The 15,991-nt window shown below is 68.0% G+C and carries 6 protein-coding genes; 3 read left to right on the top strand and 3 right to left on the bottom strand.

Annotated features, from left to right (window positions below; genetic code table 11):
• Nucleotides 1-269: 269 nt before the first annotated feature.
• On the top strand, nucleotides 270-1,163 hold the full coding sequence (locus CA984_RS33830) for a helix-turn-helix domain-containing protein (RefSeq protein WP_086577507.1): 894 nt from the start codon (nucleotides 270-272) through the stop codon (nucleotides 1,161-1,163).
• A gap of 14 nt (nucleotides 1,164-1,177) precedes the next feature.
• Nucleotides 1,178-1,408, top strand: a complete 231-nt coding sequence (locus CA984_RS33825) for a DUF397 domain-containing protein (RefSeq protein WP_086577506.1) — start codon at nucleotides 1,178-1,180, stop codon at nucleotides 1,406-1,408.
• A 188-nt stretch (nucleotides 1,409-1,596) separates the two neighbouring features.
• Here the strand turns inward: CA984_RS33825 and CA984_RS33820 are convergent, their stop codons facing one another.
• The 3 genes from CA984_RS33820 to CA984_RS33810 are packed head-to-tail and all read right to left on the bottom strand — an operon-like array spanning nucleotide 1,597 to nucleotide 13,657.
• Nucleotides 1,597-5,610, bottom strand: coding sequence for an Eco57I restriction-modification methylase domain-containing protein (locus CA984_RS33820; protein ID WP_242676320.1), 4,014 nt, complete (start codon nucleotides 5,608-5,610; stop codon nucleotides 1,597-1,599).
• 53 nt (nucleotides 5,611-5,663) lie between these two features.
• Nucleotides 5,664-8,489: a helicase-related protein gene (locus tag CA984_RS33815; RefSeq protein WP_086577505.1), complete on the bottom strand. Its 2,826-nt coding sequence runs from the start codon at nucleotides 8,487-8,489 to the stop codon at nucleotides 5,664-5,666.
• Nucleotides 8,486-13,657, bottom strand: coding sequence for a DEAD/DEAH box helicase (locus CA984_RS33810; RefSeq protein ID WP_086577504.1), 5,172 nt, complete (start codon nucleotides 13,655-13,657; stop codon nucleotides 8,486-8,488). Before CA984_RS33810 ends, CA984_RS33815 begins: the two co-directional genes overlap by 4 nt.
• A gap of 531 nt (nucleotides 13,658-14,188) precedes the next feature.
• Here CA984_RS33810 and CA984_RS33805 point away from each other — a divergent pair.
• Nucleotides 14,189-15,832, top strand: coding sequence for a hypothetical protein (locus tag CA984_RS33805; RefSeq protein ID WP_086577503.1), 1,644 nt, complete (start codon nucleotides 14,189-14,191; stop codon nucleotides 15,830-15,832).
• Nucleotides 15,833-15,991: the final 159 nt, after the last annotated feature.

Raw genomic sequence — 15,991 nt, 5'->3', positions numbered from 1 at the left:
GGGGCACGGTGCCGGTCCTACGGGAGGTACGACCGGGGAACGGCAGGGGGATGCCGGGGGTCGTACCGCTGGCACCGGGCGGACACCCGACAGGGGTGGGCCGCATCGGGAGGGAAGATCGCCCGCCCGGCTGACTGGGGAAATCACACGTTTCGCCATCCGGAAGGAAGCCTTTCCGGAAAGCTTTACGCTGAGAGCATGCACCATCACAATGAGTGAACGCAATATAGGCGTTCACAGTGCCCGCATAATCCCGAGAGGTGTTGAAGATGCAGGACAAGCCCGATTTAGGCGCAACCGCACCTTTACCACGGGCCCGACGCCAGCCACCCACGGTGCGCCTGCGCCGTCTGGCAGCCGAGCTGCGCCACCTTCGCGAGGAGGCCGGACTTTCCCAGACTGAGGTGGCAGAGAAGACCGACGTCAACCTCGCCACGCTCCACCGCATCGAAACGGCCAAGGCCAAGCCACAGCTTCGAACCCTCAACGCCCTGCTCGACGCCTACGGCGTCACCGGTAGCCGCCGCGCCGACCTGGTGGCGTTGCAGAAGGAAGCCAAGCAGCGCGGCTGGCTACACGGCTTTGAAGTGGACCTTCCCGGCCCTTACAGCGCGTACATCGGTCTGGAAGCGGAGGCTCGCGAGGCCATCAACTACGAGTCGCTGTTCATCCCCGGCCTGCTGCAGACCGAGGACTACGCGCGGGCGGTGATGCGAGGTGTGCGACCGACCATCACCGACGATGAAGTCGAGACGCGCATCGCCGCCCGGATGCAACGCCAGGCGCTCTTGGAGGGGGACACACCTCTACGCCTATGGGCGATCCTGGATCAAGCCGCTCTGTCACGGACCGTCGGCGACGATACCGTCATGCGCGGTCAGCTCGCGCACCTCACCCGGCAGGCCCAGCTTCCGCATGTCACCATCCAGGTCATCCCGTTCTCCGCCGGCGCCCACCCCGGCATGCCGGGAAGCTTCATCGTGCTGAAGTTCGAGGCGGACGACCCTGAGGCGATTCACATTGACAGCATGGCCGGAGGTCTGTTTCTTGAGAAGGAGGCAGATATCCAGCGATACAACGACATTTGCCAGCATCTTCGCGCGATAGCTCTCAGCCCTGCCGACACGGCCGCGCTCATCGCGTCTATGCGCGAAGGTCGCTAGCGGAAGGAAGCAAGATGCAGCAGCCCGACCTCTCCGGTGCGCGCTGGCGCAAAAGCAGCCTCAGCGCTGACGGCCCGAGCTGCGTCGAGGTGGCGTTCGTCGACGACGCCGTCGCCGTCCGCGACACCAAGGACCGCGAGGGCGGCACGCTCGTGTTCCGCCGTGACGAGTGGGCCGCCTTCATCGGCGGCATCAAGAGCGGCGACTTCGGCAGCTTCTCCCGGCCAGCGGAACCTACCTACTGAGAACAAGGTCGTTCTCCGGGAGGTGCGCCTTCGAGTCGCGCGAGAAGCGCGCTTCCCGGAGACCAGTCTTGGCGACCTCATGGCCGGAGCCGACGCCCCGGCAAGGCCGTCACCTTCGCCCTTCCCAGCCGTTCCGGCAACCGTCTGCCCTTCCCCGCCTTCGCCGCAATCCGGCCCGAGGCGGGGAGTCACGCACCCCGCTCCGGATGACGGGGACCGTGGCCGGGAGGGGGGTCCAGCGGAGTCCGGTACGGCTTGCGCCCGTCTATGGCGTCCTGCATGGCGTCGTAGATCTCCAGGATCGCCTTCTTGGTGCGCTCGAACAGGTCAGGAGACTTGTTCCGGAAGGCGCGGAAGGTGTCCATGATGTAGTCCACGTCGTCGCGGACCACTCCGTAGAGGTGGAAGTAAGCCGCATCCAACTCGGCCCGCAACCAGAACCGCCGCTCCTCGTCCCACCGGTAAGGGGCACCCTTGTCACCGTGGTCGCGGGCGAATTCCTCCATATCATAGGAGGTATAGGAAAGCTCCATTACTCGCGCCGCAACCCACAAGCCCAGTTGCCTATTTGATTCCCACAAACAATCCTGTTCATATATCTCAGGCGGCAGAACAGGCAGCTGATTGAAATAGTTGTAGGTGAGATGGGTGCCGGCGATCTTCTGCCTGGCGACATAATCCAACACAAACGAGCATAGACTGGCATACAAGCCGGGCACCTGTTGCGATGAGGTAAGCAATAGGGGCGATGTGTGGCCGGTGGCAGCCCGAGGAAAAACTCCACTGATGACAGTACGGGTGTCGGAGCTGCGACAGATATCGCGCCAGCCGAGCAGCCACCCCTTTTCCCACTTACGGAAACGGCGATCACCCTCGACAGCATCTTTCGGGCAGAGTCTCTCTTGAACCTCCCCCTCGGCCACCCAGTAACGAGGCTGGGCCGCATATTCCGGATCGTCTTTCTGAGAAGAAGCAAGGCGAGGCAGCGTACCTTTGTTCAACTGAGCCTCAGTTGCGTTCTCATAGGTGCCGAAACGGTCATCGAAGTGGTGGAGCATTTTCGCCTCAAAGAGAGGGAGAAGGCGCTCATCGTCCTTGACTAAATGGTTTCCGTCGAGCTGCCACCCCTTAGCCAGCATCTCCTCCAGCGTCTCCTTCTCCTGCGCGTTCGGACGGAAAAGCTTGGAGTCATTCGCCATATCCAGCATACGAAGGAACAACAGGTCCCACGGATTGCTGTTCGGGAATTCTCGCCACAACACCGGGACTCGCCGGTAGATCCCCAGAGTGATATCGGCGTTTCGCTTGTAGTCAAAGACCGGACAGGTTCCGGTGTTCGGATTGAGTAGCGTGATGTCCTTGGGGGTGAGGGTGAATCGTCGATCGTCAAGCTGCGTGGTCTGCCGGAGCCTGAAAGCCAGATTTATTCGACTCTGAGGGGCCTGACGACCTGTTCCGCTCCATAGGCAGAACCGGAACTGGTTATGGACGTTCGCGAAGACCTTGTCCTCATTCTCGAAGTCGTAGAGCGAGGCGAGCGTCTTCGTCGTCACCATGTCCTTGAAGAAGAACTGCGTGGTCGCGTCGGTGGCGATACCGGTGGGCAGGACCATGCCGACGCGGCCACTCGGTGCGAGGAGTGTCCGCCCTGTCTCGGCGAAGACGGCATACGTGTTGATGTCACCCCGCCCGGTCAGCGGATACCGCCCCGACTCGCGGAGCAGGTGAGTCCAGCCGTCGGCGCTGCGAAGTTCCCCCGCGAACTCGGCGAACAACCACCGGTCGGTCTCCTCCGCGCTGGTGGCCAGGGCCGCGATGGCCTTCTTCCGGGCGGCGGCGTTCTTGGCGTTCGCGATGCCCTCGTGTCTGGCGGCGAAGAACTCCTTCTCCTGAAGCTTGACCCGCTCCCACGGTGGGTTGCCGAGCACACAGGTGAATCCACCTCTCCAGCCGGTCGCCGAGTCGGCGTCGGAGCCGGCTTCGGCGTCGAAGACGTCGGGAAACTCCAGGTGCCAGTGGAAGAAGCGGTATCGCTCCACGAGCCGGTCGAGCTCCAGAGCCACAGCCGGGGAAAGGCCTCCTCCCTCCTGCAGCCGCCGTACGGTGTCGGTCGTGATGGCGGGCGGGGCGTCGGCGTGCTTGCGCCAGACGAATGCCGCGCACCAGGCGTCGGCGACCAGGCGGGCGTGGGTCAGCGCGTCGGACCGCTCGAACTCGCGGAACCGCCGTTCCTGCTCCCGGACGTCGGCCACGGTCGACACCGGGACGGCGGCCAGGGCCTGAACCTCTCCGGCCAGTTCCTTGTTGCCGAGACGAGTGCCCGTCTCCGTGAAGAGCATGCCCTGGTTGCGGCGCTGCTTGGCGTTGTCCTTCTTCAACGACGCCACGATCTTCTTGTCGTCGCCCTCGATGGCCTTGAACGCCTCATCCGGGATGCCGTCGTCCAACAGCCTCGGTGTGGTGCCCAGCAGGGAGTTGCCCACCTTGATGTGCGCGTCGAGGAAGGCCAGTGGCTTACCCGGCTCCAGGGACTCCATCCAGAGGGAGAACTTGGCCAGCTCTGCGGCGAGCGGGTTGAGGTCCACGCCGTAGATGCACGTCCCGACCACCTTGTGCATCGCCTTCTGGACCTCCGACGGCACCGGCTCGTCCTCTTCGGTGACCATCGCGGCATACCGCTTGGCGATGCGCCGGGCGGCGGCGACGAGGAAGTGGCCGGAGCCGCAGGCCGGGTCGCAGACGGTGATCTTCAGGAGGTCTTCGGCGTTCCCGGCCTTGGCATGCTCGTCGATGACCGGGTCGAGCGCGGTGTCGAGCAGCGACTCGATCAGCGAGGAGGGCGTGTAGTACGACCCGGTGGTCTTGCGGTCGTTGCCCGCGACCGTCTTCAGCTCGAACGACGGCACCGCGAGATCCGGGTGCGGGACCAGCTCCAGCAGCGACTCGTAGACGCTGCCCAGCTCCTCGGCTCCCAGGTGCTGGAAGTCCACGTCACGCGGCCGGCCGTCCTTGCCGCGCACGGTGGACATGTGGCGGACGGCGGTGAGCAGCGCCTCGTTGGGCAGGTCGCAGACGAGGAACTGGTCGGGCACGGGCTCACCGGTCAGCTCCGTCAGGGTGCCCGCCGTACGGAAGAACAGACCGCCGAGACCGGGCAGGCCGAGCATGGGCAGGCCGTCGTCGTCTCCAAGAGCCCTGATGACCCTGGCGGTGGTCTTCCACAGGTCCGTGTGGCGGTCTCCGGCGCGGCGGGCGGCGAGGCTACGCAGGCGCCGGGTGGAGAAGTAGGTGGCGTAGCGGTCCCTGGCGTCCTGTGGCGCGTCCGGGACGAGCAGGGCGCCGCGATCCTCGGCGACGAAGAGGAAGATCAGCTGGTAGGCCAGGCGGAGCAGCTCGTGGTGGAAGTCCTTCCGCTTGAGGGAACCGGAGACGAGCTGGTCGCGCAGCCCCGGGTTCGCGACGAGGAAGCCGGTGCCGAGCGCTTCGAGGGCCTTCTGCACGCCGTCGCGGAGCTGGTCGCGGGCCCGCAGGCCGGTCTCGGCGGCGAAGGCGCGCCATTTCTCCAGCCAGCAGTCGGCACACGTGGGCGTCGAGTCGTCACCGGAGACGAGCTCGAAGCGGGAGGCGTGCAGCAGCGTGTAGAGCAGCACGAACTCCGAGTAGAGCTCGCCGTCGAAGATGGCCTCCAGGTCGAACTCGACATACGCCGAGCCGACCAGGGCGGTGGAGTCGCGCAGGATGCGGAGCCGCCGGCCGTTGGAGAGCACGCCCCACAGGTGGTCGTCGGAGAGGTTGAGAAACTCCTGCAGCATCGACTGCGGGGCCCGCTTGGTCTCGGCGCGGCCGGGGGTGGCCCGGTCCAGCCTGGTGTTCCAGCCGAGCAGGTGCATGGGCACGTTGTGCCACAGGTGGGAGACGGGGAACTCCTTGTCCCCCGCCTTCAGCCCGCCACGGATGTACGGCACGTGCCCGAAGCCCAGCTCGCTCAGGAGCACCTGCAGCCAGCGTTCCCGGGTCGGCGTCGTGGCGGGGTCGCCGTCCGGCAGCCCGTCCACGCGCTCGCGGAACGCGCGGTAGGCGCCGAGCAGGTAGTCCCATCTGCGGCTCGCCGCGTCGCCCAGCCGTTCGGAGGCGGCCAGGTGATAGTCCTCGGGACGGATGCCGGGCAGCTCGCGGTCGGCGGCGCCGATCCGGGAGAGCACGTCCTGCGGGATCAGGCCGCCCGCGACCTCGACCGCCAGGTAGGAGGCGCCTCTCAGCGGGCACCGCCGGCCGGGAGGTAGACGTAGACGCCGAGCACGTCGGCTTCGCGGTTGGCGGTCACCTTGAGTCCTCTCACTCCCGCGCCGATGGCGCCGCGGACGCGCTGGTGGGATTCGGCGAGCTTGGCGGCGAGGGCCTCGCCCCGGGCGCGCAGGTCGTGGTCGAGGGCGGGGATCTCCTCGGCTGCGCGCTGGGCGGCGCGCTCGACCAGCTGGCGCAGGGTGTTCTCCGGGCGGGAGGCCAGCACGTCCGACACTTCGGCGTCGCCGAGCCATTCGCGCCCGTCCGCACCGGCCCGGTAGGCGAGCACCTGGGCGTCCTCGGCGATGAGCGTGCGCGTCCCGGTGCGGCCTGGCAGCGTCACGTGGAAGCGGTAGCGGACCAGGAGCACGGTCGTGCGGGTCGTGACCGCGTCGGTGCGGGTGACGCCGAAGCGCCTGGCCGGGCCTTCGGCGTCGAGCGCGGAGTCCAGGGTCGTCCGGGCGAGGTGGCGGACCAGGGGGTCGGTCCGTACCAGGGCGTGGCTGCCGGGTGGCGCCGGGATGTCGGGGTGGAAGTCCAGCTCCGGGGCCCTGCCGTTGAAGCTGAGACCGAGGGCGTGCCGTACGGAGATCGGCAGCTGCCTGGTGTCGGCGGCGAAGCCCTCGACCCGGTTGTCGATGATCGCGCCGAAGCCGGACAGCGCCTCGCGGGTGAAGCCGGCGATGTCGGCGGGGCTGCCCAGCGCGGCGCGGATCTCGGCGACCTCCCGCTCGACCTCGTCGAGCTTGACGCCGGAGTGGGCGTACTTCGTCAGCGCCTTGGACTCGCGGTCGGCGGCGCTCTCCCACGAGCGGTGGATCTGGTCGCGGGTCTTGGTGACACCGAGGTCCAGGTCGAGCTGGTCCTGACTGTCGTCGCCGCGCATCAGCAGGCCCTCGACGAGCGCCTTGATGACGTCGTCGCCGCCGCTGGGGACGGGTACGGCGACGCCGGTCTGCTTGGCGATGGTGCGGTGCTTGCGGATCAGCACGTCGAGCACGACGCCGTCGATGCCGTTGTCCAGGCCGTACATGGTGACCGCACGGACGGTCTGCTTGCGCTGGCCGAACCGGTCGACGCGGCCTTCCCGCTGCTCGTGGCGGGTCGGGTTCCACGCCAGGTCGTAGTGGACGACGGCCTGGAAGTGCTCCTGCAGGTTGACGCCCTCGGACAGGCAGTCGGTGGCGACCAGGACGTGGCGGCCGGGTTCCGCGCCGAGCTCCTCGATGGCCGCCAGGCGCGCCTCCGGCGGGAGCTGCCCCGTGACGTGGCGGACGTGGGCCTTCTTGCCGAGGGCCTTGGCCAGGTGCTCCGCGACGTACTCGGCGGTGGGGATGAACCGGCAGAAGACGATCGGGTCGTAGCCGTCGAGCAGCAGCGACTTGACCTCGTCGATGAGCGCCGTCAGCTTGGCGTCGTCCTTCGGCCCTTCGATCGTGGCGAAGGCGCGGGCGAGCCGCTTCAACCGCTCGCTGTCCGGCGAGGTCTCGCCGTCCCCGTCGGTGAGACCTCCGGCCGCCGCGTCGATGCCCTCCAGCGCCTCATCATCGGTGAGGTCGAGGACGCTGGAGCGTCCGAGCTCGTCGGCCTCCTGGGCGGACTCGGCGGGAACGGTCGCCGAGCGGGTGGTGAGCGTCGCGGCGGCTGCCCTCGGTGACGAGGCGACCGAGCGCAGCAGCGCCAGAGCCGACCACCAGGACACGCGCCGGCTCAGGCCGGTGCCCGGCTTGCGGACCGTCTCGCGGGCGTAGTCGAGGACCTGGCGGGCGAGCTTGCCGTACTCGCCGGTGAGCGCGTAGGAGACGTCGCGGACGTGACGGTCCTGCGGGAAGGGCGTCTCCTGGTGGTACGGAGAGTCCTCCCTGAGGAACTTGCGGATGTCGCGGCGGCGGCGCTGGACGAAGTATCTGGCCAGGTGCTCGCGGCCCTTCGCGCTCTCCAGGTCGACGGTGGCCAGGGCGGGGTCGAGCAGGGCGATGAGGTCGCGGAAGGCGTTCTCCTTACCGCTGTGCGGGGTCGCGGTGACCAGGATGAGGTGCCGCCGCGCGTCGGCGGCGATCTCCTGCAGCAGCCGGTAGCGGAGCTGGCTCTGGCGGCTGGAGGAACCCGCCGACACGCAGGTGTGCGCCTCGTCGACGATGACCAGATCCGGGCAGGTGCGGATGAACTGCTGGTAGCGGCGGTCGGCCTTGATGAAGTCGGTCGAGACCACGGTGTACTTGTGCCGATCGAAGATCGTCTCGTCGAGACGGAGCTCTCGCTCCAGACGGGTGGCGGTGGACCGCAGTACCAGTGTCGCGTCGATGGCGAACTTGTCGCGCAGCTCGTCGTGCCACTGCTCGGCCAGGGCCGGGGAGCAGAGCACGGTCAGTCCGGAGGCCTCGCCCCGCTCCAGGAGCTCCTTGGCGATCAGGCCGGACTCGATGGTCTTGCCGATGCCGACGTCGTCGCCGATGAGCAGCCGTACGGTCTCCATGCGCAGCGCGAGCAGCAGCGGGACGAGCTGGTACTGGCGCGGATCGACGGCGATCGACGCCAGGGAGCGGAACGGACCGGCTCCCGAGGTGAACCCGATGCGCAGCGCCGTACGGAGCAGTCCGGCGGCGACGCTGTCGCCGACCTCTTCGGGCCGGGGCGACGGGAAGGTCGCGTCGGTGACCTCGTCGGCGAACAGGCAGGCCTCGAAGTCGGTGTCGCCGTTGAGCGGGCGGGCGAGAAGGAACTCCTCGCCGCTGCCGGGCTGGACGACCCATTCACGGCCTCGGGCGGATACCAGGGAGCCGACGGTGTAGCTCATCGGGTGGCCCGTCCGGTGCCGAAGACGCTCGGGTACCTGCGCACGATCTCGTCCCACTCCTCGTCGTATCGGAATCTGATGACCAGCCAGCCCAGATCCATGAGCCGGTCCTCGGCCTGCATGTCGCGCTCGTTGACGTGCGCGGCGTCGTGGTGGGGCCCGTCGACGAAGACCGCGACGTTCCCGGCCTGCGTGCGGTAGACGAAGTCCGGCTTCGCCCGTGCGTCGGTGAGGATCTCCTGGGCGCCGTCGGGAAGGCGGTAGTCACCCTTCCGGAGGAATTCGACGAACCGGCGCTCCAGCTCGCTGCCGGACGAGTCCCTGAGGCTGCCCATGTGCTCTTCCGCGGACGTGTGGCCGCCGGTCGGCTTGGTGACGGCGGAAGCCAGCTCGCGCAACCGCTCCACGACCGCGAGCCGGTCGATCTGCTCGTGCCACAACTGGTTGGCGTAGGAGAGCAGGCAGTCGTAGCAGCCGCGCTCGCACCGCTCGCGAGCGCCGGGAGCGCGGCCGTAGTCCTCGCCGGTGTCCGGATCGACGTGGATGATCCTCAGCGCCCTCCGGGCGACCCGCTGCAGCGCGTCGTGCTCGTCGTGGAGTCGGCGGAGCACGCCCGCTCCGCCTTCGGCGCTCTCGATGAACAGCATCCGCGCCCGCCGGAGCGGGTCGGGCAGCGCCTCGCTCGTCAGCTCGGCGTCCTCCAGCTGGAACTCGGCCTCGATGCCGCGCTCCAGCGCGTAGCGGAGGGTGGTGGCCTCCGTCTCCGACACCTGTTCGGAGAGGCGGACCACGCAGATGTTCTTGCTGTCCTCGACGAACGGGACGACCTTCAACACACGTTGCGCGTCCTCGGCCGATGTCAGTCCCTGATCCTCGGGAGTGCGTTCGGAGGCCTTGGACTCGCTGAGCCAGCGACCACGGACCGGGTCCAGCCAGAAGCCGACGTCGTTACGGTTACGGCGTCCCTTGTTGCCCCGGTTGATGACGCGGACCGTGGCGGTGTCGCCGTACACGAGTTCGGCCAGCGAGCGGCCGTCTCTGTCCACATCGGCCTGCATCCGGCCCGAGCGAGTGCCGTGGGTGCTGAAGCGGTAGCTGGTGACGAGCTCGAACCCGGCCCGGCGCCGCTCCTCCTCGTCGGAGGAGATGCGCTCGCGGCGGATGGTGTGCACGGTCTGCAGGTGCATGAGGCCGCTCAGGGAGCCGCCCAGTTCGGCGCCGCACTCCTCGCACCGGTCGACGCCCGCCTCGCGGGCGTGCCAGTAGCGGCAAGCGCCGCAGATGCGGGCTTCGGCGGTGGCCACCTCGCCCGACTCTCCGGCCGGGACCTGGACGCTGGCCACCTGGTAGCGCTGGCCCTCGTGGTAGATCAGCGCGCCCGGACCGAACTCGCCGATCGCGATGAACCGGGGGCGCTGCACGTAGCTGCCGCGCTGCTTGCGGCCGGGGATGTAGGCGGCGAGCGGGAGCCGGGGGAACGAGTAGCCGGGGAGGAACCCCTCGGAGGCGAAGTAGCGGTAGGTGTAGAAGTCGCTGAACTGCTGCTCGGTGTCCTCGTTCTTGAGCAGCCGTATCTGGTTCTCGGCCTGGAGACGGCGGCCCTGTGCCCGCTGCCGGGCCTGCGGCGTGGAGGCGTGGTCCAGGACGCGGCGGTTCTGCTCGGCCTGCTCGGCGATCGCCGCCCGGTACAGGTCACGCCACCGGCCGCAGGCGGCGTCGAACTTCTCAGCCGCGCCGTGCACCTTCCGCTCGACCCAGCCCTCGTCCCACCAGGTGGTCCTGTCCAGCCGCTCGGTCTTCGCGATGGTGTCGAGCATGCGCCGGGCACGGGGTACGGCCCGGCGGCGCGCGCTGTCGTCGGCGAGCTGGATCCGGATGTGCTCGTGCAGGGGAAGCCTGTCCAGGCGTGAGATGTCGATCACGTCGGCCATCTGGCTGTGCAGGTGCGCGCCCGTCTCCGCCAGCCAGATGGCGTGGACGTGGGAGAGGATCAGGTCCTCGTTGGTCAGGTCGAGCCGGGGCGGCTGGACGCTCCCGGCGACCATCAGGCGGCTGCGTCGGAAGTAGTACTGGTCGTGCGAGCTGCCGGTGGAGCAGTAGGTGGTGATGAGGGCCGGCTGGCCGCTCCGCCCCGCCCGGCCGGAGCGCTGGGCGTAGTTGGCGGGGGTCGGCGGCACGTTGCGCATCGCCACCGAGTTGAGGGTGGCGATGTCGACCCCGAGCTCCATCGTGGGCGAGCAGTAGAGCAGGGGAAGCTCGCCGTCGCGGAACAGCCGCTCGCGCTCCTGACGGTCCTCGGCCCGCACCTGGGCGGTGTGCTCGGCCGCGTGAATGCCCGCGAGCCCGGACGCGACCTCCGCGTAGAGGTCGCGGAAGAACGTGCTGACCCGGGTGCCGACCTCCGGGTCCACTGTCTTCCGGATCGGGTCGGGGGCGCCCGTGGTGCCGTCTCCGGCCCGCCAGATCAGCTCGGAGGACCGGAGACGGTAGCCCTTCGTGCCGTCGCGCCCTTCTTGGACCTCGGTGAGCAGGCCGTACTTCTCCAGGACCCACAGGAGGTCGACGATGATCTCCTGAGCGTCGTCGACGGTGAGCCTGTGCCCGTAGTGGGGGAACATTCCCGCGCGGCGGAGGTAGCTGCCGAGGCCGGACCGGCCGGTGAAGTTGACCCTGTCGCGGCTCTCACCCGGACGCCCCGACCGGGCGAACACGGTGCGGGCGCTGTCGCGGTTCCCGCCCTCGGCGAGTGCCCAGGCCCCGGTGAGATTCTGGTCGCTCTGCTTCTGGATCCGTTCGAAGCCCTCCGGCGTGAGCTCGTCCACGTCGACGGCGAGCGCCCGCCGCATCTCGTCCAGCACGAGGCGGGCCAGCTCGGCCCGATGAGCGGGCTCGTCGGTCCGCAGCGCGGGATGAGTGCGTTCCCAGTGCTCGGTGTCGGCGGCGATCTCGTCGAGTGCCACGTAGTCGAAGCGGAGCAGCCCGGTCTGCTCCAGGTTCGGCATGGTGATGCGCCAGCCGCGCTCCAGGTCGAGGTAGATCAGGTAGGAGAGGACCCCGCGGAACGCCTTGAGCACGGCCTCCTTCTGGCCGAACTTCACCTCCGGGTTCCGGGCGAAGGCCTCAAGCGGCAGGTTCATCACCTTCGCCACCCGCTGGGCCACCTCGTCGTGGCGCAGCCCTTCCTCACCCGCCGCCCGCGCCGCGCGGTAGAGAGCGCCACGGAGCTGGGTGACCTGGACGAAGTCGTTCAGGTGTCCCGCCTGAAGGCTGGCGTCCTGCCTGTTGTCGACGAAGGTGAGCAGCTTGCGGGCCTCGTCGTCGAGCTGTCCCTTCTCGTTCTGCTCCCGGAGGCTCCGCACGATGCTCGCGCTGATGATCGACACCGCCGAGCTGCGGCCCTCGGTCGCGAAGGTGGCCAGCTTGGCGAAGTCCCGTCCCCGGCTCTGCTCATAGGACACCCGGCAGCGCAGGCAGAAGCGGAACGGCGAGGGCACGTACCAGGCGTGGATTCCCTCTCCGGCGGGGACCTCGGAACCACCGGGGCCGAGCCACACCTCGCGGGGGAGCCGGTCGCTCAGCGACGGGCGCACCTGCGTGCGGCCGTCGGCGGCCGGCTCCAGCCAGGAGTCAGGCAGCCTGCCCTCCCCCACCGGATCGACCGGCCAGGGGTGCTCGGTGCTGATGTAGAGGTATCCGTTGACCGTGTCGCCGCCGGGCACGTTCGCTTCCTGGCGGGCGCTGTAGCGCTCGCCTTTCTCCCTGGCGACGACCAGGTAGTCCTGCCCGCACTCCCGGCAGAAGGCAAGGGGCAGCAGGATCTTCTCCCGCTGGCCCGGGACGCTGACCTGGTACTGGCTGGTGATGTGACGTTCGGCCTCGGGCTCCAGGCTGACGTAGGTGGTGTCGCCCTTCGAGAGGAACTGGTGGAGGCGGAACGCGAACAGCGGCCGTCCGGTCTTCGGGTGCGGTGCCCGCGCCCCCTCCTGGAGAAGCCGTTCGATCGCCCCCGCGCACTCGGCCTCGGGCCGGCCCGTGACATCGGTCAGAGCTTTGGCGGTCTCGGCGACCTTCTCGGGGCGGCGCCGGACCAGCCGGTCGCTTCCCGGCTCGGCCTCCAGGCCGAATTCCGACTCGATCCAGATCGCCAGGGCGTCGTCGGCCAGCTCCGCGTAGGACCGGCCACTGCCGGCCTTCGCCATGCTGCTGACCAGCTCGGCGGAGGTCGGGGCCTTGTCGCTCGTCGCACGGACGAGCGTCTCACCGATCACCCGGTCAGGGCTGACGTCGGCGCCGAACAGACGGGTGGCGACCTCGGCCACCACCGTCTGAGCCTCGGCGAAGGTCTTGGTGGTCGCCATCGTGGCCGAGGTGCCCACACACTGCAGGTTCGGTGTGTCGCAGGCGTCCCGTAGACGCCGTACGAGCAGTGCCACGTCGGCGCCCTGGCGGCCCCGGTAGGTGTGCAGCTCGTCCAGCACGAGGAAGCGCAGGCCCTGCGCCGCCCCGATCAGATCCCTGCGCTCATCGGGCCTGGTGAGCAGGTATTCCAGCATCACATAGTTGGTGAGCAGGATGTCCGGCTTGCGAGCGAGGATACGGTTGCGCTTCTCCTCGCTCTCCTGCCCGGTGTAACGGTCGAAGCTGACCGGACGCGCGTCCCTGGGGAGTCCCCATTCGAGGAATCGCTCCAGCTCGTGAAGCTGGCTGTTGGCCAGCGCGTTCATCGGATAGACGACGATCGCCTTGACTCGGCCGGGGTCGGGGTCACGGAGAACGGAATCGACGATCGGAACCATGTAGGCGAGGCTCTTGCCGGAGCCCGTCCCGGTGGTCAGGACATAGCTCCCGCCGTCGCGGGCCGCCTCCACCGCCTCGCGCTGGTGGCGGTGGAGCGAGAGGGATCGATCCCCTGGATCGTTCCCATCGGCCTTGATCCTGAAGAGGTGCTCGCACATCGGGTGCAGCAGGCCCGTTCCGACCAGCTCGGAGACCGTTCCCCCGCCGGCGAAACTGGGATTCAGCGAGACCCATGGATACGGCCACCGCACGCGAGCCTCGCGCTCGTCCTCCAGGTGCTGGGCGATGCGGTCGTCACGGACATGCACGAGCGAGGTCGTGAACCGGTCATAGTCGGCGATGAGCCGCTCATGGACCTGAAAGACATCCATTTATAGACAGAAGTCCCTTTTTTCGAGCCGTGCCGGAAATGACCGTTTCCGCATGCCGAAGACGACCTCTTTACGGCTGCGCTGGAGGAATCTCCGATTTAACCATCTAGCACCGGAAAATTGAACGGTGAATTTGCCGCGACTTCGGAACGGCATGACACAGGGCGACCACGTCCGCTCGTCGCCCCCCACGACGGCTCCCACGAGCGGATCAAAAGCCGCCGCCTCACGGCGAACACGGCCACCGGCGCCGCCGAGCCAAGTGCCCCGGAGAACCCGAAGAAACGGCGCCGCCCGACTCCCCCGCCCTACCAGGCGGCGCATCCGGCAACCGGCCCGGCCGGACGCCGAAGTCCTTGCATCGTTCCCATGCCGGATCTTCCCAGCGGTAAACCCATATGTCTTCTGATGCGTCCGTTAACTTAAGCGTCACATGCCGCGATAACCACATGGATGCCGCCAATGGGGCGTTATGTCGGATTTATCGATTAATGCCCATATTCGTCAACGAGAGAGTGGTGATTGTCCGTGATGGATCACGAGCTCACCGTCGAGCTGCGTGAACTCGCCGCCGATCCCCGCCTGGCGGCCCGCAAAGATGAATTGTGTGACCTCGCGAACGCGATCACCGACTCCGACAAGGCTGAACGCTGGTGTGAGATCGACCTGTTCGCCGCTTTCTCACCCGAGGACACCATCATCCCGGACAGTGAACCCGCGGAAACGAAATGGAAGAGGATACCTCGCTGGATCCTCGTACTTTTCAACTCCATCCTCGTCTTCGTACCGATCTTTGTCACGTGGTTGGGGTTGATGCAGGCCACCGACGCCTACGGCGAGGTTCTCCGGGCCGACGGCCCCGAGGCCGCCCAGCGGCCCTTCCTGGAGATGTGGCAGCAGGGCTTCGACGGACGGCTGACCGAGTTCTTCACATTCGACAACATCGCCTTCTACACGCTCGCCGCGATCAGCGTCCTCATCTTCTGGACCATCTTCGAGAACGTCATGCGGAACAGCGCGGAGCAGAAGGAGGACACCTCGGAGCACGACCTGGCGGTCCTTCGGGCCCGTCTCCGCAGGGCGTTGACCCGGGCGAGTCTGCTGCTCGGCCAGGTCCGGCTCTCCTCCCCGACCCGGTTCGGGACCGAGCTGACCAGGACGATGACCGAGATAACCCTCGTCGGCGAGACGGCGCGCAAGGCGCAGACCGAACTGGTGGACGCACTGGCCCAGACGTGGCAGGCCGCGCAGCAGACCACCGAGACGCTGACCGGCAGCGCGATCGACGTGCGGGAGGCCATCGCGACCCTCGGTGACCACCTGGCGAAAATCGACATCGCCCACGACGACATGACCGCGGCGGTGGAACAGATCTCAGCCGTGATCGACACTGTCGGGTCCACGACCGGACAAGCGGTTACGAGCGTCGGCGACCAGCTGTCGACAGCCATCTCACAGACCACCCTCGACATGCGGCGCGCGTTCAACGAGGACCTCGCGCGGTCCATGACGTCTCTGCGGGGCACCGTCTCCGCCCTGGACACGCGCGTCGGCGAACTGACCGACACGACGGCGAACATCGGCCGCGCCGTGGACCACGCGACGGACTCGATCCACCTGATCGGCTCAGCCACCGAGAGTGCCTTCCAGTCCGCCATCTCCGGCCTGGACAGCCAGGTCGGCGAACTGGTCGGCGCGACAGCGAGTATCGGGCACACCATCGACCGCACGACCGTCTCGCTCGACTCCGTCGGCGCATCGACGGAGAAGGCCGTCGGCCTCATCGGCGGGCAGATCATCGACTCCCTCACCGTCACGGCCGCGGAGTTCCGCCGGGTCTTCGGAGACACCAGCACGGAGATTCGCGAGGCCCTCGGCGACTGGTCGAGCACCGCCGACGCGCATGCCTCCCGGATCGAGATGGTCTCCGACACCTCGGGGAGGACGATCACCCTCCTGCAGGAGACGCGCCACACGCTTGACCGGCTCCCGGGCGCGGTCGCGGAGGTTCTGGCCGACCTGCCGGCGAAGGTGAAGGAGCTCTCCGACGGAGAGTTCACCGAACTGAAGGACGCGATCGTCGAGTTGCGGACCGCGGTGGACCGTGCGGCCGACGTCCTCGGCCCCGTCGCCTCCGGCGGCGGTGTGGACCGCCGCCAGGGATCACCGTGGTGAGAACCAGGCGAAGGCCCTCCACCCCGATCCTGCTGGCCGGCTGGCTCTTCGCCGACCTGCTGCTCGGTCTTACGATCATCATGCTCGGCGCCCAGGCTCCGCCTCTCGTGCCGGTCAAGTCGCTGGCGGGAGAGAGCACAGGGACACCCACCCCGACCC

Source organism: Streptosporangium minutum (assembly GCF_002149035.1).
GTDB classification, from domain to species: Bacteria; Actinomycetota; Actinomycetes; order Streptosporangiales; family Streptosporangiaceae; genus Streptosporangium; species Streptosporangium minutum.
This window is presented reverse-complemented; position numbering and strand designations above follow the sequence as displayed.